The sequence below is a fragment of the Gammaproteobacteria bacterium genome, assembly GCA_030949385.1.
GTDB lineage: Bacteria > Pseudomonadota > Gammaproteobacteria > JAUZRS01 > JAUZRS01 > JAUZRS01.
This window is the reverse complement of record JAUZSP010000001.1, coordinates 128,353-154,039: the sequence shown is the minus strand read 5'-3', so window position 1 is coordinate 154,039 and position 25,687 is coordinate 128,353. Positions and strand designations below refer to the sequence as shown.

The following is a 25,687-nucleotide window of genomic DNA, read 5'->3' as shown; positions in this document are numbered from 1 at the left end:
TTGCCCCTCACCAATATGGCCTCAATTGCTGCCAAAGTTGCTGGCTGATCTCTCCCACCTGAGGCCAAACCAACCCTTCACATTGTTTCACCACTCGAATGCCCGTCAGACTGTTGCACAGCAACACTTCATCGGCTTGGTGCAAGTCATTAAGAGTGATTTGGCTGATTTGGCACTTCACGTCCATTTTTTTTGCTTCCTGAATAACCTGTGCTCGCATTACACCGGCAACCCCACATTGACTCAAATCAGGCGTTAACAACACCCCATCTTGCACTACAAATAGATTACTGCTCACACCTTCAATCACCTCACCGGCAACAGAACAGATGATACCTTCTGCAATCCGATCATCGTCCCATTCGGCACGCGCCAAAACTTGCTCCAGACGATTAAGATGTTTGATTCCTGCCAACTGCGGATTAATTGACAGACGACTTTGACAGAGTCTGACCCGTATTCTTGCCGGTGCATTTATTTCTCTTCTAGGCTGCTTGGCAAAAGAAACAATACGGGTTGGCTCGCAATCAAAAGGCGCATAACCTCGACGACCCACTCCACGGGTCACGACTATTTTTAAAACCCCATCATCCTGTTGGCAAAGCTGTTCTGCTTCTAAGCAAAGCTGTTTGACATTGGGAGGAGTAATTTTTAGACGCGAACAACCGAGAAGCAGCCGTTCAATGTGCGCTGACCAGAGCAACGGCTGACCTGCTCGAACCGCAACCGTTTCGAACAGACCATCACCGTACGCCAGCCCCCGATCCAGAGCACTGATGGACTCTGTTAGATCACCGTTAACCAGCGTTGACATACGAAAACCGCTAGATCTTACTCATAATCAGGGTACCGTTGGTACCCCCAAAACCGAAGGAGTTGGAGAGCGCGTGATCGATCTTCATCTCTCTGGCGGTATTGGGCACGTAATCCAAGTCACACTCTGGATCTTGGTTAAAGATATTGATCGTCGGCGGAGCCACTTGATCCCGAATGGCCAAAGTAGTAAAGACCGCCTCAATGCCACCGGCAGCCCCCAAAAGATGACCGGTCATGGATTTGGTTGAACTGACCGCCACTTTGTAGGCGTGATCGCCCAATGCACCCTTCATCGCTTGGGTTTCAGCAATGTCACCGGCAGGCGTTGAGGTGCCATGAGCATTGATGTAATCCACCTGATCGGGATTCAGCCCCGCGTTTTTCATCGCGTTACGCATACAACGACGCGCACCGTCACCGTTCTTGGCGGGCATGGTCATATGATAAGCATCCCCACTCATGCCGTAACCGGTCACTTCTGCGTAAATTTTTGCGCCACGGGCTTTGGCGTGTTCGTACTCTTCCAGCACCAACACACCAGCACCGTCACCCAAAACAAAACCATCGCGGTCTTTATCCCAAGGACGGCTGGCGGTGGTCGGATCGTCGTTACGGGTCGAGAGTGCCCGCGCCGCAGCAAAACCACCCAAACCCAGCGGCGAACAGGCCATCTCAGCTCCACCGGCCACCATCACATCGGCATCGCCGTATTCAATCAAACGCGCCGCATCACCGATGCTGTGAGTGCCAGTAGAACAGGCGGTCACAATGGCAATGTTCGGCCCTTTCAAACCGTAACGAATGGAAAGATTCCCCGAAATCATATTAATGATGGTTGCCGGTACAAAGAAAGGTGAAACCTTACGCGGCCCCTTTTTTTCATACACCGCCCGCTGCGCTTCGATGTACGGCAAACCACCGATACCTGAACCCACCGCCACCCCAATGCGTTCAGAGTTCTCTTCGGTCACTTCAATACCCGAATCTTCAAAGGCCTGAATGGACGCTGCCATCCCGTAATGAATAAAGAGATCCATCTTTTTAATCTCTTTTTTCTGCAAGTATTGGGTCACATCAAACTCTTTCACCGGCGCTGAAAAACGCACCGAAAAATCAGACGCATCAAAATGGCTGATTGGAGCCGCCCCTGAACGCCCTGCCAAAATATTTTCCCAAGCACTATCAACTGTACTTCCCACTGGGGAAACAATACCCAGCCCAGTAATTACAACACGTCTGTTCGCCACGACCTTGTCTCCCCACTAAAAAATAGAATTATAATCTCTAAAATACCAAAACCGCCATTGTGACTAACACAAAGGCGGTTTTGAAATCTAAATACCGTATGGATCAAACAATCGAACTTAATCTAAGTTCTTAGAAACGTAATCAATTGCTTGTTGAACGGTGGTAATTTTTTCCGCATCATCATCGGGAATTTCGCACTCAAACTCTTCTTCCAGTGCCATCACCAACTCGACAGTGTCCAGTGAATCTGCACCCAGATCGTCAACAAATGACGCAACATTGGTCACTTCATCTTCTTTCACACCGAGCTGTTCTACAACAATGTTCTTGACCCGCTCTTCAATACTGCTCATTTCAATCAATCTCCAGAATTCTAAAGCTGCATGTTACAGCTTGGCTATTTTAGAGAGTTCGAACCCTGCAATCCAGTGGATTTATGCAGTACCAAACTCCAGAAACAAAATCGTTACGTGTTCACCAAAAAAATCAATTCATATGCATGCCGCCGTTGACGTGCAACGTATGGCCAGTGATATAACCCGCTTGTGGTGAAGCTAAAAAGGTCACTGCATGGGCAATTTCATCGGCTTCTCCCAACCGTTTGAGCGGGATTTTAACCAATAATGCCTCTTTTTGCGACTCTGACAACGCCCGAGTCATATCCGTATCAATAAACCCAGGTGCGATGGTATTCACGGTAATATTACGCGCACCAACTTCCTGCGCCATCGACTTAGCAAAACCGATCATGCCCGCTTTCGCAGCAGCATAATTCGCCTGCCCAGGATTGCCCGTCACACCGACAATCGAAGCGATGTTAATGATACGTCCTTTGCGCGCCTTTATCATCCCTTTCATGCAGGCTTTGCTGACGCGGAAAATCGAACTGAGATTAGTCTGTAAAATATCATCCCATTCGGCCTCTTTCATCCGCAAAAGAAGATTATCGCGGGTGATACCCGCATTATTGACCAAGATCGTCACCGCACCGTACTGCTTAGTGATCTCAGTAACCAGGTTGGTGATGCTCTCTGGCTCGGTCACATTGAGCTTTTTACCCACACCATCAACACCAGCCTCAGTCAAATATGCACTGATCGCCTCAGCTCCAGCATCAGAGGTTGCTGTGCCGATCACAAACGCGCCCTGTTTTGCCAAGGACAACGCGATGGCTTTGCCGATGCCACGACTGGCACCGGTAACCAACGTAATTTGTTTTTCCAACATCATTATTCTCCTTTGCAATGGGTTAAGGCTTTTTCTAAAGTCGCGGTATCGGCTACCGCAAACGAAGCAAAACGACGATCAATGCGTTTTGCCAAGCCGGTCAATACCTTACCTGGCCCCAATTCCAGCAGCACATCCGCTTCGGCGGCTTGCAAATTTTGCACACACTTGACCCACTGCACCGGACTGAAAAGTTGCTGTTTTAGCGCACCCTTCAAAGTCTCCAAATCGCTGGCTGCTTCAGCAGTGACGTTCTGCAATACCGGAATTTTGGGTTCCGAAAATTCGATCTGTGCAAAACACGTCGCCAACTGATCCGCCGCGCCAGTCATCAAACTGCTGTGTGACGGCACACTGACCGGCAACGGCAGGGCACGTTTAGCACCCGCCTCTTTTGCACCACTCATGGCCCGTTCAACAGCGGCGGTTTGACCAGCAATCACCACCTGACCACTGGAATTGAAATTGACCGCTTCCACCACTTCACCTTGCGTTGCGGCGCGACAAACCTCAATCACCTGTTCATCACTTAAGCCCAAAATGGCCGCCATCGCCCCCTTGCCTGCGGGAACCGCCGACTGCATCAAACGACCACGCTCAGAAACCAACCAAGCCGCATCCGCCAGTGACAACACACCCGCCACCACCAGAGCACTGTATTCTCCCAAACTGTGACCGGCCAACAATTCAGGCTCTGCACCCCCAGTCGCCCTCCACACTCGATACGTTGCCACCCCAGCAGCCAACATGGCCGGTTGAGTGAATTCGGTCTGATTCAGTTTCTCTACTGGCCCCTCTTGCACCAACTGCCAGAGATCGTAATCCAGCCGCTGTGATGCCTCAGCAAAGGTTGCTTGAACCTCTGCATGACTTGCTGCCAGATCAGCCAACATGGCCACTGATTGGGAACCTTGTCCCGGAAATACCGCCGCGATTTTCATAATGTTATCCCAAGCATTTATTTTTATTTATAAACCCAACACATCTTGCATGTCGTACAAACCCGCAGGCCGATCTTTTAACCACGCCGCCGCCCGCACCGCACCGCTAGCAAAGGTCATACGACTGGAGGCTTTGTGAGTAATCTCTACCCGTTCACCCAAGGTGGCAAACATCACCGTATGATCCCCAACGATGTCACCGGCACGAATGGTCTCAAAACCAATGGTTTTACTGTCACGCTCTTCACCGCGACCTTCACGACCGTAAACCGCACACTCTTTCAAATCACGCCCCAAAGCCTCCGCCACCACTTCGCCCATTTTCAGCGCGGTACCCGAAGGCGCGTCTACTTTGTAACGATGATGCGCTTCAATCACCTCCACATCGTATTCATCGCCCAAAATTTTGGCCGCCATCGCCAACAATTTCAGAGTCACATTAACCCCAACGCTCATATTGGGCGCAAACACCACCGGAATCTGCGTGGCCGCTTGCTGAATCTGCGCTTTTTCTGCATCAGAAAAACCGGTGGTACCAATGACCATCGCTTTGCCGTTTTGACGACAAAACTCCAGCGTCGCCAAGGTACTTTCAGGACGAGTGAAATCAATCGCCACCTCAAAGTCGGCCGCCAAAGCCAAATCAGAGCAGAGTGGTACCTGCAACGCTGCACGCCCCAACAGCAGACCAGCATCAATACCCAAGGCATCGTGCCCCTGATGTTCTGTGGCAACGGCCAATTGAATGTCATTGTGCTCTAAAGCGGCTTCAATGAGATTGCGCCCCATTCGCCCAGCAGCACCGATTACGGCAACTCGATTCGTCATCTATTTTTAATTCCTAACGACAGAAAACCAGCGCGATTATATCGCAAATCAGCCCAGAGGCCAGACTTAGGGGCAATAAAAAGGCAAAGGGGTGAAATTCACCACTTTGCCCAAAGTCCACTTGGCTGAAAAAGCCGTACTGACGTGATTAACCTTTTAGGTCATCCACAAACTTTTTCACCTTAGCAATAAAGCCGTGCTCTTGAGGACTGTGACGATCACCGCCACTGCTTAGATGCAAGGTCTCGCCAAATTTACGCAACAGTTCTTCTTGCCCAGCAGTCAAGTGAACCGGGGTCTCCACCTTCACTCGACAGAGCAGATCACCCACGTCACCACCACGAACCGGCTTAACACCCTTACCGCGCACACGGAACACTTTGCCCGTCTGCGTACCCGAAGGCACCTTGAGTTTCACCTTATTATTCAAAGTTGGCACATTGAGATCACCCCCCAAAGCAGCGGTAACGATGTTGATCGGCACTTCGCAGAGCAAATTGCTGCCATCACGTTCAAAAATCGCGTGTTTTTTCACCGACAATTGAACATAGAGATCTCCAGCTCGACCGCCGTTTTCACCCACTTCACCTTCGCCCGAAAGACGAATGCGATCACCGGTGTCCACACCAGCAGGTATTTTAACCGACAAGGTCTTGGTCTCTTGCCGCCGCCCAGAACCGTGACAACTGTCGCAAGGGTTTTGGATCACCTGACCGTTACCAGCACAAGAGGGACAGGTCTGCTGAACGGAGAAAAAGGCCTGCTGCATGCGTACCTGACCCATGCCGTTACAGGTTGGGCACGTTTGTGGTTTGCTGCCCTTTTTCGCCCCGCTGCCATCACAGGGTTCACAACCCACCATGGTCGGCACACTGACTTTAACCGTGGTACCAGCAACGGCCGCATCCAGATTGATCTCCAGATTGTATTGCAGATCAGAACCACGATAGGAACGTTGGCCACCGCCACCCGCTCCACCACGACCGCCGCCAAAGATGTCGCCAAAAACATCGCCGAAAACATCACTGAAATTGCCAGCACCGGCTCCAGGGCCACCCCCCATAGAGGAGTCCACACCTGCATGACCAAATTGATCATAGGCCGCTCGCTTTTGCGAATCTTTTAGAATCTCAAAAGCCTCTTTGGCTTCTTTAAACTTATCTTCGGCGCTCTTATCATCGGTATTTCTATCCGGATGATATTTCATCGCCAAGCGCCGATAGGCTTTTTTTAACTCAGGGTCAGTGGCATTTTTTTGTACCCCAAGCACCTCGTAATAATCACGTTTTGACATCACGTCACGCCTTTTATCAAAACTGTGTGGCTTTTCACCACAAAAAAACGCCCGTTACGTTTTCAGCTGCAACGGGCGCTTACCTTTCACTCGAAGCTTCTTCAGACGATTATTTTTTCTCGTCTTTCACTTCTTCAAATTCCGCATCAACAATGTCATCTGCGTTGTTTGCGTCGTTACCAGCAGCGTCATCACCACCCGCCGCTTCCGCTTCGGCCTGCTGGGCGTAAATGCGCTCAGCCAGTTTTGAAGAGGCCGTTGCCAACACTTCGGTTTTCTCTTGAATCACCAATTTATCGTCGCTGTCCATCACCGCTTTCAGCGCTTCACTGGCCTCTTCAATCTCTTTCTTCTCATCAGCAGTGACTTTATCACCCAGATCAACCACCGATTTAGCTGAAGAATGAATCAGCGAGTCCGCTTGGTTACGGGCTTCCACCAGCTCTTTCATCTTGCGATCTTCTTCCGCATGGGTTTCAGCATCGCGCACCATCGCATCAATTTCATCATCCGACAGACCGCTGGAGGCTTTAATAACAATGGACTGCTCTTTGCCCGTCGCCTTGTCTTTAGCAGAGACGTTTAAGATGCCGTTGGCATCAATGTCAAAATTCACTTCGATCTGTGGCACACCCCGTGGCGCACTGGGCAGATCACCGAGATCAAAACGCCCCAATGATTTATTGTGCATCGCCATTTCACGCTCACCCTGCATCACATGCACGGTCACCGCACTCTGATTGTCTTCTGCGGTAGAAAACACCTGATTGGCTTTGGTAGGAATGGTGGTGTTTTTCTCGATCAATTTGGTCATCACACCACCGAGGGTTTCAATGCCCAGCGAGAGAGGGGTCACATCCAACAACAGAACGTCTTTAACATCACCGCCCAACACACCACCTTGAATGGAAGCACCAATGGCCACCGCTTCATCTGGGTTCACATCACGACGGGGTTCTTTGCCGAAAAACTCTTCAACAACCGATTGCACCATCGGCATCCGAATTTGACCACCGACCAAAATAACGTCGTCAATTTCACCGACACTCAAACCCGCATCGTGCAGCGCAGTACGACAAGGCCCGATGGTACGTTGCACCAACTCTTCAACCAGTGACTCCAGCTTAGCGCGGGTCATTTTCAAGTTAAGGTGTTTCGGACCCGAGGCATCCGCAGTAATGTAAGGCAAGTTCACTTCCGTCTGCTGACTGGAAGAGAGCTCGATTTTGGTCTTCTCTGCCGCTTCTTTCAGACGTTGCAACGCCAAAGGGTCGTTGTGCAGATCAATGCCCGTGTCGCGTTTAAATTCATCGGAGAGGTAATCAATGATGCGCATGTCAAAATCTTCACCACCAAGGAAGGTATCTCCGTTGGTAGAAAGCACTTCAAACTGATGTTCGCCGTCAACCTCAGAAATCTCAATGATAGAAACATCAAAGGTACCGCCACCCAGATCATAAACCGCGATGGTTTTGTCGCCGCGTTTTTTATCCATGCCGTAAGCCAACGCCGCAGCGGTAGGCTCGTTGATGATGCGCTTTACATCCAGACCGGCGATGCGACCGGCATCTTTGGTGGCTTGACGCTGGGAGTCGTTGAAATAAGCCGGTACGGTAATGACCGCTTCGGTCACTTCTTCGCCGAGATAATCTTCAGCGGTCTTTTTCATCTTCTGCAAAACGCGAGCTGAAATTTCAGGCGCAGCCATCGCTTTACCTTGCGCTTCCACCCAAGCGTCACCGTTATCGGCTTTAACAATCTTATACGGCACCAGCTTAATGTCTTTTTGCACCGCATCTTCTTCAAAGCGACGACCAATCAAACGCTTAACCGCAAACAACGTGTTCTGAGGGTTTGTCACCGCTTGACGTTTGGCCGATTGACCCACAATCACCTCGTCATCGTCCGTAAACGCAACAATAGAGGGTGTGGTGCGATCCCCTTCACTGTTTTCAATAACTTTAGGGGTGTCGCCTTCCATAATGGCCACACAGGAATTTGTAGTGCCCAAATCAATACCGATAATTTTGCCCATTATTCTTTCTCCAACACTCTGAAACCTAAAAAATTAAAACCCGAAAAATCTCTACTGCATTAGTTATAGGCAGTTGATGCAAATTCAAGGGGATTGATACTCTTATTTTGCCACCATCACCAAAGCAGGGCGTAACAGACGCTCATGCAACTGATAGCCTTTCTGCATCACAGTGATCACCGTATTACTTTCGATGCCTTCCGCAGCGGGCAACATGCCCATCGCCTGATGCAACGCAGGGTCAAATTTTTCACCCAGAGGATTGACCTCTTCGATGTCAAACTTATCCAAGGTCTGTAAAAACATTTTCAAGGTCAACTCTGTGCCCTCAACAATGTGCTTCACATCGGACCCCTCTTTTTTAGCCGCTTGCAAACCCAAATCCAAGCTGTCCACCACACCCAACAACTCAGCAGAAAATTTTTCCAATGAATATTTATGCGCGTTATCCAAAGCCCGTTGATTGCGCTTGCGCATGTTTTCCATCTCTGCCTGCATCCGCAACAGACGATTCCAATAATCCGTTGCCTCTAATCGAGTCTTCTCTAGCTCTTCCGTTACCGTGGTAAAAATCTCACGACTGACCGACCCATTGCCCTCTGTCTCATTGCTTAGCTCAGGAACCTCCTCTTCAAGCACATCACCACTGATAGGCGCGCTGTTCTCGTCCGCAGCGGCACTCTGCTGCTCTGCATTGCCCTGCTGTTCTGAATCTTCTGGTACACCTTCGATAGACATCGCTTCAGATAACCTCGCTCACTTTTATTTATTAAGACCATAAAACAAAAAGGGATAATAGGGGTCAAAATAGAAAATTCAATACCCGAGTGATCATTGCAGCAAAAAAAGCTACTATATCCTTTTCTCCCAGCCAGCCTTAAAATCATTATGTCCCAAACTCAACCTACAAACTCACACCCAACACGCCACAGTGTCATGGTCGGCAACGTTCAAATCGGCGGTGATGCCCCCGTAGTAGTACAATCCATGACCAACACCGACACCGTCGATGTGATTCGCACCGCCGCCCAAATCGTCGAACTGGCCAACGCCGGATCCGAACTGGTGCGCATCACGGTCAACACCGAAGCCGCCGCCAAAGCCGTACCCGAGATCAAACAACAGCTGGCTAAAATGGGCTGTGACGTACCCATCGTCGGCGACTTTCATTTCAATGGTCATAAACTGCTCACCAAACACCCCGAGTGCGCGCAAGCACTGGACAAATACCGCATCAATCCTGGCAACGTCGGGCGCGGCAAGCGCCGTGATGAACAGTTTGCCACCATGATTGAATTCGCCATTCAATACGACAAACCGGTGCGCATCGGGGTCAATTGGGGCAGCCTTGATCAAGAACTTCTCGCCCGCCTACTGGATAAAAACGCCCAAGCTGAACAGCCCAAAAGCCTGCACCAAATCAACTGCGAAGCGGTGGTCACCTCGGCACTGGAGAGCGCCCAAAAGGCCGAAGAGCTCGGCCTGGGTAAAGACAAGATCATCCTTTCGTGCAAAATGAGCGGCGTACAAGATCTGATCGCCGTCTACCGTGATCTGGCACAGCGCTGCGACTACGCCCTGCATCTGGGTCTGACCGAGGCGGGCATCGGTTCCAAAGGCATTGTCGCCTCCACCGCTGCTCTGGCGGTGCTGCTCAACGAAGGCATCGGCAACACCATTCGCATCTCCCTAACCCCCGAACCGAACGGCAAACGCACTCAAGAGGTGATCGTAGGCCAGGAAATTTTGCAATCCCTCGGCCTACGCGCCTTCACCCCGATGGTGATCGCCTGCCCTGGCTGTGGGCGCACCAGCAGCACCTTTTTTCAAAGCCTAGCTGAGCAAACCCAAGACTACCTGCGCCAACAGATGCCCATTTGGAAAACAAACCATCCGGGCGTTGAAAGCATGAATGTGGCGGTAATGGGCTGTGTGGTCAACGGCCCTGGTGAAAGCAAACTGGCCAACATCGGCATCAGTATGCCCGGCACCGGTGAACGACCCGTCGCCCCAGTCTACGAAGATGGCGCGAAAACCGTCACTCTAAAAGGCGACAACATCGCCGCCGAATTTCAACAACTGATTGATCAATACGTACAAAAACGCTACGGCAAATCATAAACCAGACCATTAACGTACCGCTGCAAGACTAAAGAAAAAGGTGGAGCCGACCCCCAACTCCGACTCCACCCAAATCTGGCCACCCAAGCGTTCCGCGATTTTTTTGCACATCGCCAGTCCAATGCCCACCCCAGAATACTCATTCTGGCCGTGCAAACGCTGAAAAATTTGGAAAATACGCTCATGGTGTTTCTGCTCCATACCGATGCCGTTATCCTGCACCGAAAAATGCCAACGCTCTTCAAACAACTCCGCCTTAATATGAATTTTAGATTGATCAGAACGGTACTTAAGCGCATTGGCCAGTAGGTTTTGCAACAATTGATAGAGCAAATGTTTATCCGCGTGCACCATCGGCAGTCGTCCCACCTCAATCTGAGCCGCCCCATCTCTAATCGACACTTCGAGATCCTGCAACACCGTTTGCACAACCGCCGCGCTGTCCACCCGCTGTAAATCCGTTTGAGACGAACCCAATCGAGAAAAATCCAGCAGACCTTCCACCAAACATTTCATTCGAGCACTGCCCTCCATAGCAAAACTGAGGTACTTTTCCCCATCTTGACTTACCTTGGTGTCCGTATCGCTCTGCAACAACTGCAAAAAGCTGGTGACGGTACGCAGCGGCTCCTGCAAATCGTGTGAAGCAATATAGGCAAACTGCTCCAGTTCAGCATTGGACGTTGCCAATTCAGCGTTAGAGTGAGCCAACTTTTTATTCATCTCATCCAAAGCCGCTGCGCTGCGCTGCTGCTCTTGATAGGTACGAATGTAATCCAGAGTCAACCCCAGCATCGGCACCACATAAGCGACAATCTTCAAAAAATGAGCAATGTTAAAATGATGGTCAAACAGCGCCGCCGAACCAAACACCATATGCAATTGAACCACCACTTCAGGAATCGCGCTGATAATCAACGCATGCGCAAACAGACTCGGTTGTTGTCGGTAAAACTTGGGGTAAAGGTAAAGACCGGCAAAAGCAAACAGCAGCAGCGGTATCAGATCATAAGGGCGGGTAATAAAGTTATCAGGGTACTGCGTCTGCGGCAGGATGTCCGAATGCGCACAGTAACTGATAATGCCGTACGCCAATAAAATAAACAGCAACGACACCAGCAGCAAAAAAGGCGTACCAAAGCGGCGATACTGCACCCCCTTGCCCAGAAACAGCCCCACCCCAACAATCATAATCAAAGCATTAAAAATACGACAAATAGCCCAAGTAAAGGGGATTAAATCCTGATTAGCCGCATTGGCTTCGATCAAACGCGCCGCCGCCAAGGTATGAAACGCATCCATACTGCCCGCACAAAAAAGCGCCATGCCGATAATCGGGGTAGTAACATCACCGCTCATTCGAAACTGACTAAACGCCAACAACACGGTAAACAGCGCGGCACAAAAGGCCGTCCATTCCAACAGAGCGTGGGTAAAGGCACCCGGCAGACGATAAAACAGCGCGTTCGTCTGCTCTGTTGCCGTCAGTTGTGGTAGTTCAGACCAAACCAACTTTTGAGCATGATTGCCAAAATCAAAACCCAGCAAAGTCAATACAAACGGTGAAAGACAGACGATCACCACACCCAGAACAAAACCAGTAGGCATACGCTTCAAGGTGACTTCTTCTTGCACCTGCACCACCATGATATTCAGCCACTCATAACCCAGAGTGAAAATCCTTAATGCAAGCTGAATGCCACTAAAAAATCAAGCGTTAGCGATCAATACCGCCCGTTTTGGCGCAGGATAACCTTCCACGGTCAAGTTATGATCATTAGGGTCTAAAAAATCCACCAACGAGTGAAAGCGCATCCAATCCGTACTGCGCTGCTCCAACACCGTCGTAGGCGAAAGATCCACGGTACGCACGTTTTTATAACCGCAGCGGCGCAACATTCGCTCCAGCATCAACACACTGGGAATAAACCAAACGTTACGCATCTTGGCGTAACGCCCCTCAGGAATGAGCAATTGCTGTTCATCCCCCTCAATCACCAAAGTCTCCAACACCAGCTCACCGTCTGGACGCAAACATGATTTAAGTCTCTGCAAAAAATCAATTGGCGCACGACGATGGTAAAGCACCCCCATAGAAAACACCGTATCAAAAGCCATCGACTCCGGCAGGTCATCCACCCCCAAGGGCAAAACCGTTACCGCCGGATTGTTAATGTAACGTTGCAGCGCCCAAAACTGCATCACAAAACGCAAACTCGGATCAATGCCGACACTCAAACTCGCCCCCTCACCCGCCATGCGCCAACAGTGATAACCGTTACCACAACCAATATCCAATACGGTGCGATTTTTCAGCGGTGCAATAAACGACTGCAAACGATCCCATTTCCAATCAGACCGCCATTCGGTCTCAATTGGCAGCCCAAACAGCTCAAACGGTCCTTTTCGCCACGGGTGCAACTGCCTCAAAGCCCTTTCCAACCTCAAAAACTGTTCCGAGGTTAGCTCCTGCCTCAACCCCACGCTCACGCTTGAGCGGTTCAATCCCCGTCTCTCTGTCATCACATCAGGCAGATCATGAATCGCCTGCAACCACTGCGATAGATCACCGTGACGCTGCGGATCAAACGCCGACTCCACCTGTTTGGGCAGAGTGGGCAGCCACTCCGCCAAGATGGAATTTTTAACTAAGGCGTAAAACGGTCGGTAATCGGGAATCATAACGGCTCTTTTTTTTATCCATTGTGTGGATCACGATTTTATCATTTTGTAGGGCGCAGTAACCAAAGGGCAGTGCGCCAAAAAACAAGCAAGAGCAAATCCGCCTCGATCCGGCATTTAAAACTCACTCCCTTGGTATCTACAAATCCCTTGATTACGTTAAAATATGAAACACCAAACCGATCTTCCTCACTACCCTCTAATTTTGCCGTCTTTAAGGATCACCCCATGAAACGCTTTACCGATCTGGTCAACGAAGCCCTCCACAACGTCAAAGAACTCTTTCCTTGGGATCTGGAAGAACAACTGCAACAAACGGAAAAACCGCTGCTGCTCGACGTGCGTGAAGCCGACGAATACCACGCCATGCACATCAAAGACTCCCTCTGGGTTCCCCGAGGCATTTTAGAAAGCGCCTGCGAATACGACTACGACGACACCCTGCCCGAACTGGTCGAAGCGCGAGACCGCGACGTGATGGTGCTTTGCCGCTCCGGCAATCGCAGTGTGTTGGCCGCCCTCACCCTCCACCAGCTCGGTTATCAAAAGGTCTTCTCCCTCAAAACCGGCCTGCGCGGCTGGAACGACTACGAACTGCCGCTGATAGACCAACAGGGTAACGAGGTGGACATTGACGCTGCCGATGAATTTTTCCGCTCCATGCTGCGTCCTGAACAGAGGTCACCGAAGTAACAATTTAACAGCTGATTTTTCGCTCGTCATTCCCGCGAAGGCGGGAATCAATAGGGGTTAGTGCCGCCCTACGACGCTGCGACCTGAACAACAAAATATTTTATTCACCTTTTTCACAAAGACAGAGGGCTTAAGGGAAATTTTCTTGGTGGGATAACAAAGCGTTCTAAGGTATCCTGCACGGTTCTGTTCGAGCCCCTAGAAAACGGGTTCCAATACTTGATAACAACGAGCGAAAATCCGCCAAACAACGGATGATTAGATGAATGAGGTCTAAGATGAGCGTAGGTAAATTGCCACCCAAACAGGGGTTATACGACCCTCGTAACGAACATGATAACTGTGGTGTCGGTTTTGTAGCCGACATCAAAGGTCGGAAAAGTTTCACCATCGTCCAGCAAGGTCTGGAAATTTTGCACAACTTAACCCATCGCGGTGCGGTTGGCGCAGACCCTCGTGCCGGTGACGGTGCAGGCATCTTGATTCAGATCCCCGATGACTTCCTACGCTCCGTGGTCAATTTTGAGCTGCCCAGCGAAGGAGACTACGCCGTCGGCATGATCTTCGCCCCGCAAGAAGAGAAAGCCCGTGCTTTTTGCGAAGCCACCATCGCCGAATACGTTGCCGCCGAAGGCCAACACCTACTCGGCTGGCGCGATGTGCCGGTAGATAATCACGGCCTCGGTGAATCGGTGCTGCCCACAGAACCCTTTATTCGCCAAATCTTCATTGGCCGTGGAGAAAACTGCGCCGATCAAGCCGCCTTTGAACGCACACTGTTCGTGATTCGAAAACAAGTAGAACACAGCATTCGCCAAGCGAGCCTTTCTGGTCTGGACAATTTTCACCTAATCTCCCTCTCCAGCCGCGTGATCCTCTACAAAGGCATGTTGCTCTCCAATCAAGTGGGCGAATATTACCTCGACCTGCAAAACGACAAAATGGCCTCAGCGCTGGCCTTGGTTCATCAGCGTTTTTCCACCAACACCTTCCCCACTTGGGATCTGGCACAGCCCTTCCGCATGATCGCTCACAACGGCGAAATCAACACCGTGCAGGGCAACGTCAACTGGATGGCCGCTCGTCGTCACTCCATGCAGTCCGATCTACTGGGCGACGATCTGAACAAACTCTGGCCACTGATCTCCGAAGGTCAGTCCGATTCGGCCTGTTTCGACAACGCCCTAGAACTGTTGGTAATGGGCGGTTATTCCCTTTCCCATGCCATGATGATGCTGATCCCAGAAGCGTGGGCGGGCAACGACTTAATGGAAAAAACGCGACGCTCGTTTTATGAGTACCACGCCGCCTTGATGGAACCGTGGGACGGCCCTTCCGCCATCGCCTTCACCGACGGTCGTCAAATTGGCGCAACCTTGGATCGCAATGGTCTGCGTCCGGCGCGTTATTTGATCACCGACGACGGCACCGTCATGATGGCCTCAGAGATGGGCGTGTTGACCTTTCCTGAAGAGAAGATTGTCAAAAAATGGCGACTGCAACCAGGGAAAATGTTCCTCATTGACTTGGAAGAAGGTCGCATCATCGACGACGAAGAGATTAAATCCACTCTCTCAAAGAAAAAACCCTATCAAAAGTGGCTACAGCAGGATCAAATCTCACTGGACACGCTGCCAGAAGAGGTCGGCCCAATGGCACCGGATGCCGCCACTCTGCTGGCCAAACAGCAAGCCTTTGGTACCACGCAGGAAGATCTAAAATTCTTGCTGCTGCCCATGGCCAGCAGTGGCCAAGAAGCCATTGGTTCAATGGGTTCCGACAACCCACCCGCAGTGCTCTCCAGCCAAGCCAAACCTCTGGCCAACTACTTCAAGCAGAACTTTGCCCAAGTGACCAATCCACCCATCGACCCGATTCGGGAAGAAATTGTGATGTCCTTGGTCTCCTTGATTGGCCCACGCCCCAATTTGCTCGGTCTGGCCGATGGCAGTCAAAACCAAGGCATGAGATTAGAGGTAAGCCAACCGGTGTTAACCAACACCGATCTGGAACGCATTCGCCGCATTGAAGATCACACCAGTGGGGCGTTCAAAACCAAAACCCTCAACATCTGCTACAGCGTCGATCTGGGTGCTAACGGAATGCAGGGCGCACTGGAACTGCTCTGTGAAAAAGCCGAAACGGCGGTTACAGGTGGCTTTAACATCTTGATCCTCTCCGACCGCAACGTGAATCAGGAGAACATTGCCATTCCGGCTCTGCTGGCCACCTCAACAGTACATCAACATCTGATCCGCAAAGGGCTGCGTACCGAAACCGGCTTAGTCATCGAAACCGGTGCCGCACGTGAAGTGCATCACTTCGCCACTTTGGCCGGTTACGGAGCCGAAGCGGTCAACCCCTACGTCGCGTTTGAAACCCTGACTCAGATGAGCGATCTACCCAACGACATCGGCGCCGATGAAGCGCAAAAACGCTACATCAAAGCGGTGGGCAAAGGTTTGATGAAAGTCATGTCCAAAATGGGCATCTCCACCTATCAATCCTACTGCGGCGCACAGATTTTCGACATCGTTGGCCTCAACAGCGCCTTTGTCCACGACTACTTTCGCGGTACCAGCACCCACATCGAAGGCATTGGCCTGTTGGAAGTGGCAGCAGAAGCAATCAAGTGGCACAGCAACGCTTATGGCAACAACCCTATCTACAACAAGCACCTTGATGTAGGCGGCGATTACGCCGTGCGTTTGCGCGGTGAAAATCACATCTGGACTGCCGACACCATCTCCAAACTGCAATACGCCACCCGCGCCAACGATGCGAAAAGCTACCAAGAGTTTCGCTCGCCTGATCAACGAACAGAGCGAAAACCTGCTCACCTTCCGTGGCCTGTTTGAGTTCCAATTTGCCGACAACTCCCTCCCTCTGGATGAAGTCGAACCGGCCAAAGAGATCGTCAAACGCTTTGTCACCGGCGCAATGTCCTTTGGCTCCATCTCTATGGAAGCGCACTCAACACTGGCCATTGCGATGAACAAAATCGGCGGTAAATCCAATACCGGCGAAGGCGGCGAAGAACCCGAACGGTTTAACCCTCTGCCCGATGGCAGCATGAACCCCATGCGTTCGGCGATCAAACAAGTCGCCTCGGGGCGTTTTGGAGTCACCACCGAATACTTGGTCAACGCCGACGACATTCAGATCAAAATGGCACAGGGAGCCAAGCCCGGAGAAGGCGGTCAGCTGCCGGGCCACAAGGTCAACGCCCAAATTGCGCGGGTACGTCACTCCACTCAGGGCGTGGGGCTAATCTCACCGCCACCGCACCATGACATCTACTCCATTGAAGATCTGGCACAACTGATCCACGATCTGAAAAACGTCAACCCCAAAGCGCGCGTCAGCGTCAAACTGGTCTCCGAAGTGGGTGTCGGCACGGTGGCCGCAGGGGTTGCCAAAGCCCATGCCGATCACATCACCGTCTCCGGCTACGACGGCGGCACCGGTGCTTCACCACTGACCTCAATCAAACACGCGGGCAGCTCTTGGGAGCTGGGTCTGGCGGAAACCCACCAGACCTTGGTGATGAACAAACTGCGCGGTCGGGTTGCGGTCCAAGTAGACGGCGGCATTCGCACCGGTCGAGATGTGGTCATCGGCGCGCTGCTGGGAGCCGATGAATTCGGTTTTGCCACCGCGCCACTGATCGTCGAAGGCTGTCTGATGATGCGTAAATGCCATCTCAACACCTGCCCTGTCGGCATTGCTACTCAAGACCCTGAACTGCGCAAACGCTTTACCGGCAAACCAGAACACGTCATCAATTACTTCTTCATGGTCGCCGAAGAGATTCGCGAACTGATGGCGCAGCTCGGTTTCCGTAACATGAACGAGATGATCGGTCGCTCCGATCTACTCAACACCCGCAAAGCGATCAGCCACTGGAAAGCACAGGGTCTGAATTTCGACAGCGTCTTCTACAAACCGGAAGCCGCCGCTGGGGTCTCGCTGTTCAACAACGAAAGCCAAGACCACGGCCTGCACAAAGCCATCGACCACAAATTGATCGAAGAAGCCAAAGCGGCGCTGGAAAACGGCACCCCAGTACAGATCGAAACACCGATCTGCAACACCAACCGCACCTTCGGCACCATGCTGTCCGGTGAGGTCGCTCGACGTTACGGTCACGCCGGTCTGCCCGATGACACCATTCACATCAAAGCCAAAGGCACCGCCGGACAGAGTTTTGGTGCCTTTGTCGCCAAAGGGGTCAGCATTGAGCTCGCTGGAGAAGGCAACGATTACGTCGGCAAAGGCCTCTCCGGTGGCCGTCTGGTGATCTACCCACCAGCAGAATCCAACCTCATCGCTGAAGAAAACATCATCGCCGGTAACACCGTGCTCTATGGCGCCGTGCAAGGCGAGTGCTTCCTGCGCGGTGTGGCCGGTGAACGCTTTGCGGTACGCAACTCCGGCGCAACCACCGTAGTGGAAGGCGTTGGCGATCACGGCTGCGAATACATGACCGGCGGCATCGTCGTCGTGCTGGGTGAAACCGGACGAAACTTCGCTGCTGGCATGTCTGGCGGCATCGCTTACGTGCTTGATGAAGCCGGTACCTTTGCCTCACGCTGCAATATGTCCATGGTGGAGCTGGAACCCATTGCGGAAGAAGATGACGCTCTGGAAGCACTCGATCACCAAGGCGGCGATCTGGAAAGCCACGGCAAAGTGGATCTCAGCCACGACATGACCCGTTTTGATGCCCAGCGCCTGAAGCAGTTGATCGAGCAGCACAAACACTACACCAACAGTGCTGTGGCAGAGAAGATCCTCAACGACTGGGAAGCCTATCTGCCCAAATTTGTCAAAGTGATGCCGGTGGATTATCGCCGCGCTTTGCTCGACATGCAGTACCAACAGACCAGTAATCACGTCTCTAAGGGAGGACGCTAAGATGGGTAAAACCACCGGTTTTATGGAGATCCAACGTCAGGAACGGCGTTACGCCCCCGTTGGGGATCGCACCCTGCACTACAATGAATTCACCGTCGCTCTCAGTGAACAAGAGCTGAGCCACCAAGGCGCACGTTGTATGGATTGTGGCATCCCTTTTTGTCACCAAGGCTGTCCGGTCAACAACAACATTCCCGACTGGAACGATTTGGTCTACAAGGGCGAATGGCAAGAGGCGTTGGAGGTGCTGCACAGCACGAATAACTTCCCTGAATTCACTGGTCGCATCTGCCCTGCTCCCTGTGAGTCTTCCTGCACCTTGAACCTCACCGATGAGTCGGTGACGATCAAAACCATCGAGTGCAGCATCGTCGATAAAGGTTGGGATCAGGGTTGGATCACGCCGCAAATCGCGCCTAAAAAGAGCGGAAAACGGGTCGCAGTGATCGGCTCAGGCCCTGCGGGCATGGCCTGTGCGCAGCAACTGGCACGCGCCGGTCACAACGTGGCGCTGTATGAAAAAGAGGATCGCATCGGCGGTCTGCTGCGCTACGGTATCCCCGATTTCAAGCTGAACAAAAAACTCATCGACCGCCGCGTTTCGCAACTGCTGGCCGAAGGGGTTTCACTGCACACCCAAACCCATGTGGGCGTTGATGTGTCAGCGCAGAGCCTGCGTGATAAATACGATGCGGTCATTTTGACCGGCGGCGCTGAGCTGCCCCGTGATCTGTCCATTTCTGGCCGTGAGTTGAAAGGCGTTGAGTATGCGATGGATTTTTTACGCGCCAACAGTAAAAAAATCCAAGGCAGTCAGTTGAAAAAAGGTCAGTTTATCTCCGCCCGTGGCAAGCATGTGGTGGTGATTGGCGGCGGTGATACCGGCTCTGATTGCATCGGTACCTCGGCTCGTCACGGTGCCGTCTCCATCACCCAGATTGAGATCATGCCGCAACCGCCGGAAAAAGAGAACAAGGCGCTCACATGGCCGAATTGGCCCAACAAGATGCGTACCTCTTCGTCACAAGAGGAGGGCTGCACACGCATGTGGTCGATTGCCAGTAAAGAATTTATTGGTAAAAACGGCACACTAACCGGTGTGCGCTGCATCAAAGTCGAATGGCAACAGGACGACAACGGCCAGTGGCAGATGTCTGAAGTGGACGGTTCTGAGTTTGTCCTCAAGGCGGATTTGGTTACGCTGGCGATGGGTTTTGTGCATCCGGTGCATGAGGGCATGTTGAATGAGCTGGGTGTTGAACAGGACGCACGAGGCAATGTGCTCGGTGAGACCGAAGGCGAAAACGCCTACACCACCTCTCTGGAGGGTGTGTTTGCCGCCGGGGACATGCGCCGTGGTCAATCCTTGGTGGTCTGGGCAATCCGTGAAGGCCGTCAGTGTGCGCGCAGCGTAGATGCCTATTTGATGGGCAGCTCTGAATTACCTCGTTAGGTTTTTTCTGACTTTACAGGTGCAATGCCCTTTGGTTATTGCACCCTACTTTCACCCGATATGGGAGTAGCTTATGAAATGGGCTTTTATTGATTACGAAAACATCAATTGTCTCAGCAAAATCAGCCTTGATGAATACTCTAAAATTTTTATTTTTTTAGGTGCCAAACAGCCCAGAGTTGATTTTGGCGATAAAAAAATATTCCACACCGCTTGATATGATCATTATTCAAATTCATACCACGCAAGAAAACAACCTTGATTTTCACCTTGCCTATTATCTTGGCAAATACGATCAAGAAGCCAACAAAAACATTACCTTTGAAGTCATCAGCAACGATAAAGGTTACTCCCCCCTTTAATCGCCCATATACGAGCCAACGGTAGAACCTGCAAACAAATTAAAGTCAATTTAGCCAAAATAAGCACCAGCAATGCAGAAGAAAAAGAGACACACATTACCGACATTGATCTACTGAAAAACAGTCTAAAATCTCGACCTATCGAAAAACGCCCACAAAAAGTCAGCTCACTCAAAAACCATATTGCAGCTCAGTTACACATTCAGGGCAATGACATTGCAATTCAAAACTACTTCAATCATCTCATAAACAAGCAATTAATTACCGTCGATAACGAAAAGGTCAGTTATCCCAACTAGCCAATCACATCAAACCGAGCATGAGGCATGAAAAAAGCCCCCATCGTCACTTTTTTGAAAAACCAATTTCCAAACCTATTGGCCATCTACGCCTTCGGCAGCCGCATTCGTGGCGATGCCCATGCGGAAAGCGACCTTGATCTGGCTGTTCTGGTTGGCGGTTACGCCGATCCACTGAAATTGTGGGAGTTCGCCGGATCACTGGAAGATTGGGTTCACTGCCCCGTGGATCTGCTCGATCTGCGCGCCGCCTCCACCGTCATGCAATATCAAATCATCACCCTCGGTGAACGTTGGTGGGCGTATGATCTTCAAGCGCCACTCTACGAAATCATGATCCTGAGAGAAAAAACCGAACTTGATGAAGCTCGCGGTCAACAACTAAAAGAGATCGAACAACAAGGCACTGTTTATGGTCGATGACGTATTAATCAACAAACTGGCCACCATCGAACGATGCGTGATACGAATACGGGAAGAGTATGAAGCCGATCCTGACAGCTTTGCACAAAATTACTCCCGCCAAGATGCCGCCATTTTAAACATTCAACGCGCTTGCGAAGCCTCGCTGGACATGGGCTACCACCTGATTCGACGTGAAAAATTGGGTGTACCGCAAAGCTCGCGTGATGTGTTCACCCTACTGGCACAAAGCAACTGGATCGACAACGAACTGGCGGACACCTTAAAACGCATGGTTGGCTTTCGGAACATTGCCGTACATGATTATCAAGCGTTGCAATTGCCCATTACCATCAACATTATCAAACACCACCTTGATGATTTTTTACGTTACGGCACCGTGCTGATGCGCGGAAATTACTAACCCTTAGCCGACTTCACCGAATCCCGAATTTTCACCATCTTCTGAATCAAGTCAAACCAAAACGGTGCGCCTTGACCAATCATCAAACCCGCTGCAATCAAGCCTATTAACCACGTCACCAGAGCCAGCAACAACTGCATTACGCTCAAAGACCCTTGCTTAAAGTTATAAATATCAGTAACAACCGCGCTGTTTTTCCAACCGATGGGCAATTGCCATGAGTCCACTGTTTGCATAATTGGCTTAATATCGTGCTCACTGGCAGCACCACTTAAGACCTTCTCCGCCTGTGGCTTAAGCTCCGTTGAGTAACTCTGAATCACATTTTCACGCGCAGCCGCACTGCCCATAAAGGCCTGATAAAGATCCAGCGCATTAACATTAAACAGCACCACCACCAAAAAAGAGAAGCTGTAACTGATGCGTTTAGCCTTAACCTTAAACAGCCGCTGTTGATTCTCCATGCGCAAAAAATAGTGCGCTTTCACATAGCGATAAAAATCATTCTCATCAGCACCGTTATCACCTTGCAGCTTGGCACCGACCTCAATTGCAGTGAGTTTTTTATCCGCAAACAGATCCGCACTCAAGGCGTTGGCCAACGTCGTTTCAGCAATCTCCACCACAGGCGAGGATTTTTGATAGAGCTTGGCATCTTCCTGCAAGGTTTGGCAACGCAGATCCGTATTACCCCCGCTCTGACGCAAGCCAACAAAATTCAATAACGTACGCACAAAGGTATCGGCTTCCGCAGCCACTTTTGTCGTATCATCACTGGCTCGATTAAACTGAATGTAATCGCTGTACAACACCTTTAAGGTACTCACCACCGTCTGATGCCGAAAACCCAACTTAGCCACGGTAAAATCCACCAGCAACGTCACCACCAAACTGAACGCCAGCAAGGTAATTGCAAACGCCAAAACCGAATCTAAAAAAACCATTTTATGCTCCCTTACCCAGCAGATCGTTGTTAAACAGCAGCGGGTCACAAAACGCCAGCGCCAACAACAGCAATAAAAAACCGCTGGATAAAGCAGCGGTTTTGTATGAGTCAAATGTAACGCCTGTAAAGTCAAGCGTTCGATAGCCTCTTTGATTTTCTTCATTTCATCTCACTCCCAAACGAGCTAGGGTTAGCTAAAAGCGCCAAAAATTGTGCCTCATCCAAAATTCTGATCTCCAGTTTTTTTGCCTTAGCCAACTTTGAACCGGCTTTTTCACCGGCAATCAAGACATTGGTTTTTTTCGAAACCGTAGCCACAACGTTAGCTCCCAGTGCGAGCAATTTCAAGCGCGCCTCCGCACGAGCAACGCTGTGCAACGTGCCGGTAATCACAAAACGGATCCCTTTCAGAGGCAAATCAGCGGCGACTTTTTCCACTTCAGGCCAATGAACGCCTGCGGCCAACAATTTTTCAATGATCTGTCGATTATTCTCTTGAGCAAAAAAGGCGATGACAAATGTAGCCACCACCGGCCCCACATCGTCCACCTGCTGCAACTGCTCCTCGCTGGCCTGCATCAACGCGGGCAACGCGCGGAAATGATTCGCCAAACTGCGCGCCGTTGCTTCACCCACCTCGCGGATGCCCAAGGCGTAGATAAAACGCGCCAAGGTGGTCTGCTGGCTTTTTTGCAACGCCGCCAGCACATTGTCTGCCGATTTTTCCGCCATGCGCTCCAAACCAGCCAAGGTGTTTCGATCCAGACAATAAAGGTCATCCACGCCGTGAATCAGATCCCGATCCACCAGCTGCTCAATTAATTTGCTGCCCAACCCCTCCACATCCAAGGCTTTGCGCGAGACAAAATGTTTAATCGCCTCTTTGCGCTGAGCCGGACAAAACAGCCCACCGCTGCAGCGCGCTGCCGCTTCACCTTCAACCCGCACCACCTTTGAGTTACAGATCGGGCAACACTCGGGCAAAACAATTTCCACCGTCTGCTCAGGACGCTGCTTCAGCAGCACCCGCGCTACCTCGGGGATCACATCCCCTGCGCGGCGCACCACCACCCGATCTCCAATACGCACCCCTTTGCGCTGCACCTCATCCATGTTGTGCAGCGTGGCGTTGCTCACCGTCACTCCACCCACAAACACCGGCTGCAAACGCGCCACAGGGGTCAAAGCTCCCGTGCGCCCCACCTGAAACTCCACATCCAATAGATCGGTGCTCACCTCTTCGGCAGGAAATTTCTGCGCAATCGCCCAGCGCGGCGCACGCGCCACAAACCCCAACGCCTGTTGCAGATCCAAACGATCCACCTTAAACACCACCCCATCAATCTCATAAGGCAATTCAGGGCGTTTTTCTGCTAACCGCTGGTAATACTCAAAACAGCCTGCAACTCCCTGCACCACCTGACGCTCATCACAGATGGGAAAACCCCAACTCTGCAACAAAGTCAAAGTTTCACTGTGCGTTTCTGGCAACGCCACACCCTCAAGCAAACCCAAGGCGTAACAATAAATAGAGAGTGGGCGCGTGGCCGTAATGGCCGAATCGAGTTGACGCAAACTGCCCGCAGCGGCGTTGCGTGGATTAACAAACACCTTTTCACCCTCAGCCAAGGCTTTTTTATTCAGCGCCGCAAAACCGGCTTTGGGCATAAACACCTCACCGCGCACTTCCAACCGGCTGGGCAGATCCTCGCCCTGTAATTTCAGCGGAATCGCAGCAAGGGTGCGTAAATTCAGGGTAATGTCCTCACCCACACGGCCATCACCACGGGTTGCCCCACACACAAAGCGACCCTCTTCATAAAGCAAACTGACCGCCAGACCATCCAGTTTCGGTTCTGCGCAGTAAGAGATGAGCGCCTCACTGTCGAGTCTGCTCTGCAAACGCTGCTCAAATTCCAACAACTCGTCTTGGCTAAACGCGTTGTTCAACGACAACATCGGCACCTGATGTTCCACTTGAGAAAAGCTCGGTAACGGGGCTGCGCCAACGCGCTGGGTGGGAGATTCGGGGATGATTAGATTGGGGTGGGCTTTTTCAATGTCTTGCAGGCGACGCAGCAGTTGATCGTACTCCGCATCACTGATCTGTGGCGCATCAAACACATAATAATGCCGATTATGTTCCTCAAGGCTGTGACGTAATTGATCTATCTCGACAATGACCTGCTCTAGCTGGCTCTCTTTTGTCACTGTACTTTATCCAACCCCTTTGAGTTTTAACTGCCGCTCGTATTCACGCAGCTCGTCTTGAATTTGTGTTACCCGCTGATTGGTCAACGTGCTGTGTTGATCGTCCCGCAGCTGACCACCCAACTCTTGTGAGAGTGAAATGGCTTCATTGAGCATGGCATCAAACACCACTGTGGCCGACAACGGCGCAGGCAAGGAGATAAACAAGGTAATACCAGGGGTCTGTAATTCATCCATATCATCAAGAATAAAAATGCCCGGCTCAACCATATTGGCGATGCTGTAGATAATCTCATTGCCATGCACCTCATGAAAAATAGCCATCTTGCCGTATTTGTAATTGCGTGCAGTAAAAATGGCGGTCAGATCCAGACCTGAAAAGGTCGCCTCACCCAGCGCCGCCACATGCAGTGAAATAATTTTGCTTTTCACTTCGCCGGTGAAGGCCTGCCAAGAGTCGGTTTTCTGCTCATCAAAGTGTTCGATGCTCTCTTTAATGTTTATTTTTTCAGCTTTGGTTTTGCTGTCTTTTTTAGTCTTGGATGGCCTTTTTGGCTCATCTGGCAAAACAAAATCACCATCAACCCCGGTTTTTTCCGCCACCACCCGGTCCAAACTCTCCAACGTCTCATCCAGAGAACCGGCATCCAGAGCCGGTTCTTTGTGTACTTTCGACTTTGTTTTCGGGCGCAAACGATTTTCGCTGTTGCGACCACTCAAATAAATGGCCGCCAAAATAGCGATTCCAATCAATAACAACACCCAACGCAACAGGTCCATGGTTGTCT

At 51.1% G+C, this 25,687-nt stretch carries 21 protein-coding genes and 1 pseudogene; 8 read left to right on the top strand and 14 right to left on the bottom strand.

Translation table 11 applies throughout. The features are described from left to right. Nucleotides 1-7: 7 nt before the first annotated feature. The 9 genes from pabC to grpE form a co-directional block, all read right to left on the bottom strand. Nucleotides 8-814 carry an aminodeoxychorismate lyase gene (gene pabC / locus Q9O24_00655; protein MDQ7073688.1) on the bottom strand — a complete coding sequence of 269 codons (807 nt, stop codon included), beginning with the start codon at nt 812-814 and terminating at the stop codon, nt 8-10. Nucleotides 815-824: 10 nt separating this feature from the next. Further along, nucleotides 825-2,063 (bottom strand): beta-ketoacyl-ACP synthase II, encoded by a 1,239-nt coding sequence (gene fabF / locus Q9O24_00650; GenBank protein MDQ7073687.1) that lies wholly within the window; start codon nt 2,061-2,063, stop codon nt 825-827. 117 nt (nt 2,064-2,180) lie between these two features. Further along, entirely contained in the window at nt 2,181-2,417 is a 237-nt protein-coding gene (gene acpP / locus Q9O24_00645) for an acyl carrier protein (GenBank protein ID MDQ7073686.1), read from the bottom strand. Nucleotides 2,418-2,550: 133 nt separating this feature from the next. Next, on the bottom strand, nt 2,551-3,291 hold the full coding sequence (gene fabG, locus Q9O24_00640; GenBank protein MDQ7073685.1) for a 3-oxoacyl-ACP reductase FabG: 741 nt from the start codon (nt 3,289-3,291) through the stop codon (nt 2,551-2,553). 2 nt (nt 3,292-3,293) lie between these two features. After that, complete coding sequence (fabD, locus tag Q9O24_00635) at nt 3,294-4,235, bottom strand: ACP S-malonyltransferase (protein ID MDQ7073684.1); 942 nt, start codon at nt 4,233-4,235, stop codon at nt 3,294-3,296. A gap of 24 nt (nt 4,236-4,259) precedes the next feature. Beyond that, nucleotides 4,260-5,060: a 4-hydroxy-tetrahydrodipicolinate reductase gene (gene dapB, locus Q9O24_00630; protein ID MDQ7073683.1), complete on the bottom strand. Its 801-nt coding sequence runs from the start codon at nt 5,058-5,060 to the stop codon at nt 4,260-4,262. Between the two features lie 148 nt (nt 5,061-5,208). After that, nucleotides 5,209-6,354 carry a molecular chaperone DnaJ gene (gene dnaJ / locus Q9O24_00625; GenBank protein ID MDQ7073682.1) on the bottom strand — a complete coding sequence of 382 codons (1,146 nt, stop codon included), beginning with the start codon at nt 6,352-6,354 and terminating at the stop codon, nt 5,209-5,211. A 109-nt stretch (nt 6,355-6,463) separates the two neighbouring features. Then, on the bottom strand, nt 6,464-8,389 hold the full coding sequence (gene dnaK / locus Q9O24_00620; GenBank protein ID MDQ7073681.1) for a molecular chaperone DnaK: 1,926 nt from the start codon (nt 8,387-8,389) through the stop codon (nt 6,464-6,466). A gap of 102 nt (nt 8,390-8,491) precedes the next feature. Beyond that, nucleotides 8,492-9,127, bottom strand: a complete 636-nt coding sequence (gene grpE / locus Q9O24_00615; protein MDQ7073680.1) for a nucleotide exchange factor GrpE — start codon at nt 9,125-9,127, stop codon at nt 8,492-8,494. A 150-nt stretch (nt 9,128-9,277) separates the two neighbouring features. Here grpE and ispG point away from each other — a divergent pair, with 150 nt between their 5' ends. Further along, nucleotides 9,278-10,510: a flavodoxin-dependent (E)-4-hydroxy-3-methylbut-2-enyl-diphosphate synthase gene (gene ispG / locus Q9O24_00610; GenBank protein ID MDQ7073679.1), complete on the top strand. Its 1,233-nt coding sequence runs from the start codon at nt 9,278-9,280 to the stop codon at nt 10,508-10,510. A 9-nt stretch (nt 10,511-10,519) separates the two neighbouring features. Here the strand turns inward: ispG and Q9O24_00605 are convergent, their stop codons facing one another. Further along, on the bottom strand, nt 10,520-12,145 hold the full coding sequence (locus Q9O24_00605; protein ID MDQ7073678.1) for an ATP-binding protein: 1,626 nt from the start codon (nt 12,143-12,145) through the stop codon (nt 10,520-10,522). Nucleotides 12,146-12,220: 75 nt separating this feature from the next. Beyond that, a complete protein-coding gene (cmoB, locus tag Q9O24_00600; protein ID MDQ7073677.1) occupies nt 12,221-13,192 on the bottom strand; it encodes a tRNA 5-methoxyuridine(34)/uridine 5-oxyacetic acid(34) synthase CmoB in 972 nt (323 codons plus the stop codon). Between the two features lie 228 nt (nt 13,193-13,420). Here cmoB and Q9O24_00595 point away from each other — a divergent pair, with 228 nt between their 5' ends. The 7 genes and pseudogenes from Q9O24_00595 to Q9O24_00565 all read left to right on the top strand — a co-directional run bounded on the left by Q9O24_00595 (nt 13,421) and on the right by Q9O24_00565 (nt 21,742). Continuing rightward, complete coding sequence (locus Q9O24_00595; GenBank protein MDQ7073676.1) at nt 13,421-13,885, top strand: rhodanese-like domain-containing protein; 465 nt, start codon at nt 13,421-13,423, stop codon at nt 13,883-13,885. Between the two features lie 278 nt (nt 13,886-14,163). Next, a pseudogene (gene gltB / locus Q9O24_00590) lies at nt 14,164-18,802 on the top strand (glutamate synthase large subunit). Between the two features lies 1 nt (nt 18,803). Continuing rightward, nucleotides 18,804-20,255 (top strand): glutamate synthase subunit beta, encoded by a 1,452-nt coding sequence (locus tag Q9O24_00585; GenBank protein ID MDQ7073675.1) that lies wholly within the window; start codon nt 18,804-18,806, stop codon nt 20,253-20,255. 73 nt (nt 20,256-20,328) lie between these two features. Further along, nucleotides 20,329-20,472 (top strand): hypothetical protein, encoded by a 144-nt coding sequence (locus Q9O24_00580; GenBank protein MDQ7073674.1) that lies wholly within the window; start codon nt 20,329-20,331, stop codon nt 20,470-20,472. Further along, a complete protein-coding gene (locus Q9O24_00575; GenBank protein ID MDQ7073673.1) occupies nt 20,441-20,617 on the top strand; it encodes a PIN domain-containing protein in 177 nt (58 codons plus the stop codon). The genes Q9O24_00580 and Q9O24_00575 overlap by 32 nt, the downstream gene beginning before the upstream one ends. Before the next feature lie 326 nt (nt 20,618-20,943). After that, nucleotides 20,944-21,339, top strand: coding sequence for a nucleotidyltransferase domain-containing protein (locus Q9O24_00570; GenBank protein MDQ7073672.1), 396 nt, complete (start codon nt 20,944-20,946; stop codon nt 21,337-21,339). Next, on the top strand, nt 21,329-21,742 hold the full coding sequence (locus tag Q9O24_00565) for a DUF86 domain-containing protein (protein ID MDQ7073671.1): 414 nt from the start codon (nt 21,329-21,331) through the stop codon (nt 21,740-21,742). The genes Q9O24_00570 and Q9O24_00565 overlap by 11 nt, the downstream gene beginning before the upstream one ends. Here Q9O24_00565 and Q9O24_00560 read toward each other — a convergent pair. From Q9O24_00560 to Q9O24_00550, 3 genes are all read right to left on the bottom strand, one after another. Further along, nucleotides 21,739-22,686: a hypothetical protein gene (locus Q9O24_00560; GenBank protein ID MDQ7073670.1), complete on the bottom strand. Its 948-nt coding sequence runs from the start codon at nt 22,684-22,686 to the stop codon at nt 21,739-21,741. The genes Q9O24_00565 and Q9O24_00560 overlap by 4 nt on opposite strands. Nucleotides 22,687-22,847: 161 nt before the next feature. Further along, nucleotides 22,848-24,899: an NAD-dependent DNA ligase LigA gene (ligA, locus tag Q9O24_00555; protein MDQ7073669.1), complete on the bottom strand. Its 2,052-nt coding sequence runs from the start codon at nt 24,897-24,899 to the stop codon at nt 22,848-22,850. Nucleotides 24,900-24,905: 6 nt separating this feature from the next. After that, nucleotides 24,906-25,679 carry a cell division protein ZipA C-terminal FtsZ-binding domain-containing protein gene (locus Q9O24_00550; GenBank protein ID MDQ7073668.1) on the bottom strand — a complete coding sequence of 258 codons (774 nt, stop codon included), beginning with the start codon at nt 25,677-25,679 and terminating at the stop codon, nt 24,906-24,908. Nucleotides 25,680-25,687: the final 8 nt, after the last annotated feature.

Excerpts from the sequence above, each read along its gene's own strand:
- pabC (MDQ7073688.1), bottom strand. The coding sequence starts at position 814 with ATGTCAACGCTGGTTAACGGTGATCTAACAGAGTCCATCAGTGCTCTG.
- Q9O24_00585 (MDQ7073675.1), top strand. The coding sequence starts at position 18,804 with ATGGGTAAAACCACCGGTTTTATGGAGATCCAACGTCAGGAACGGCGT.
- Q9O24_00550 (MDQ7073668.1), bottom strand. The coding sequence starts at position 25,679 with ATGGACCTGTTGCGTTGGGTGTTGTTATTGATTGGAATCGCTATTTTG.
- dnaK (MDQ7073681.1), bottom strand. The coding sequence starts at position 8,389 with ATGGGCAAAATTATCGGTATTGATTTGGGCACTACAAATTCCTGTGTG.
- fabG (MDQ7073685.1), bottom strand. The coding sequence starts at position 3,291 with ATGTTGGAAAAACAAATTACGTTGGTTACCGGTGCCAGTCGTGGCATC.
- ispG (MDQ7073679.1), top strand. The coding sequence starts at position 9,278 with ATGTCCCAAACTCAACCTACAAACTCACACCCAACACGCCACAGTGTC.
- dapB (MDQ7073683.1), bottom strand. The coding sequence starts at position 5,060 with ATGACGAATCGAGTTGCCGTAATCGGTGCTGCTGGGCGAATGGGGCGC.
- Q9O24_00580 (MDQ7073674.1), top strand. The coding sequence starts at position 20,329 with ATGAAATGGGCTTTTATTGATTACGAAAACATCAATTGTCTCAGCAAA.
- acpP (MDQ7073686.1), bottom strand. The coding sequence starts at position 2,417 with ATGAGCAGTATTGAAGAGCGGGTCAAGAACATTGTTGTAGAACAGCTC.
- grpE (MDQ7073680.1), bottom strand. The coding sequence starts at position 9,127 with ATGTCTATCGAAGGTGTACCAGAAGATTCAGAACAGCAGGGCAATGCA.
- cmoB (MDQ7073677.1), bottom strand. The coding sequence starts at position 13,192 with ATGATTCCCGATTACCGACCGTTTTACGCCTTAGTTAAAAATTCCATC.
- dnaJ (MDQ7073682.1), bottom strand. The coding sequence starts at position 6,354 with ATGTCAAAACGTGATTATTACGAGGTGCTTGGGGTACAAAAAAATGCC.
- Q9O24_00595 (MDQ7073676.1), top strand. The coding sequence starts at position 13,421 with ATGAAACGCTTTACCGATCTGGTCAACGAAGCCCTCCACAACGTCAAA.
- Q9O24_00565 (MDQ7073671.1), top strand. The coding sequence starts at position 21,329 with ATGGTCGATGACGTATTAATCAACAAACTGGCCACCATCGAACGATGC.
- Q9O24_00570 (MDQ7073672.1), top strand. The coding sequence starts at position 20,944 with ATGAAAAAAGCCCCCATCGTCACTTTTTTGAAAAACCAATTTCCAAAC.
- Q9O24_00560 (MDQ7073670.1), bottom strand. The coding sequence starts at position 22,686 with ATGGTTTTTTTAGATTCGGTTTTGGCGTTTGCAATTACCTTGCTGGCG.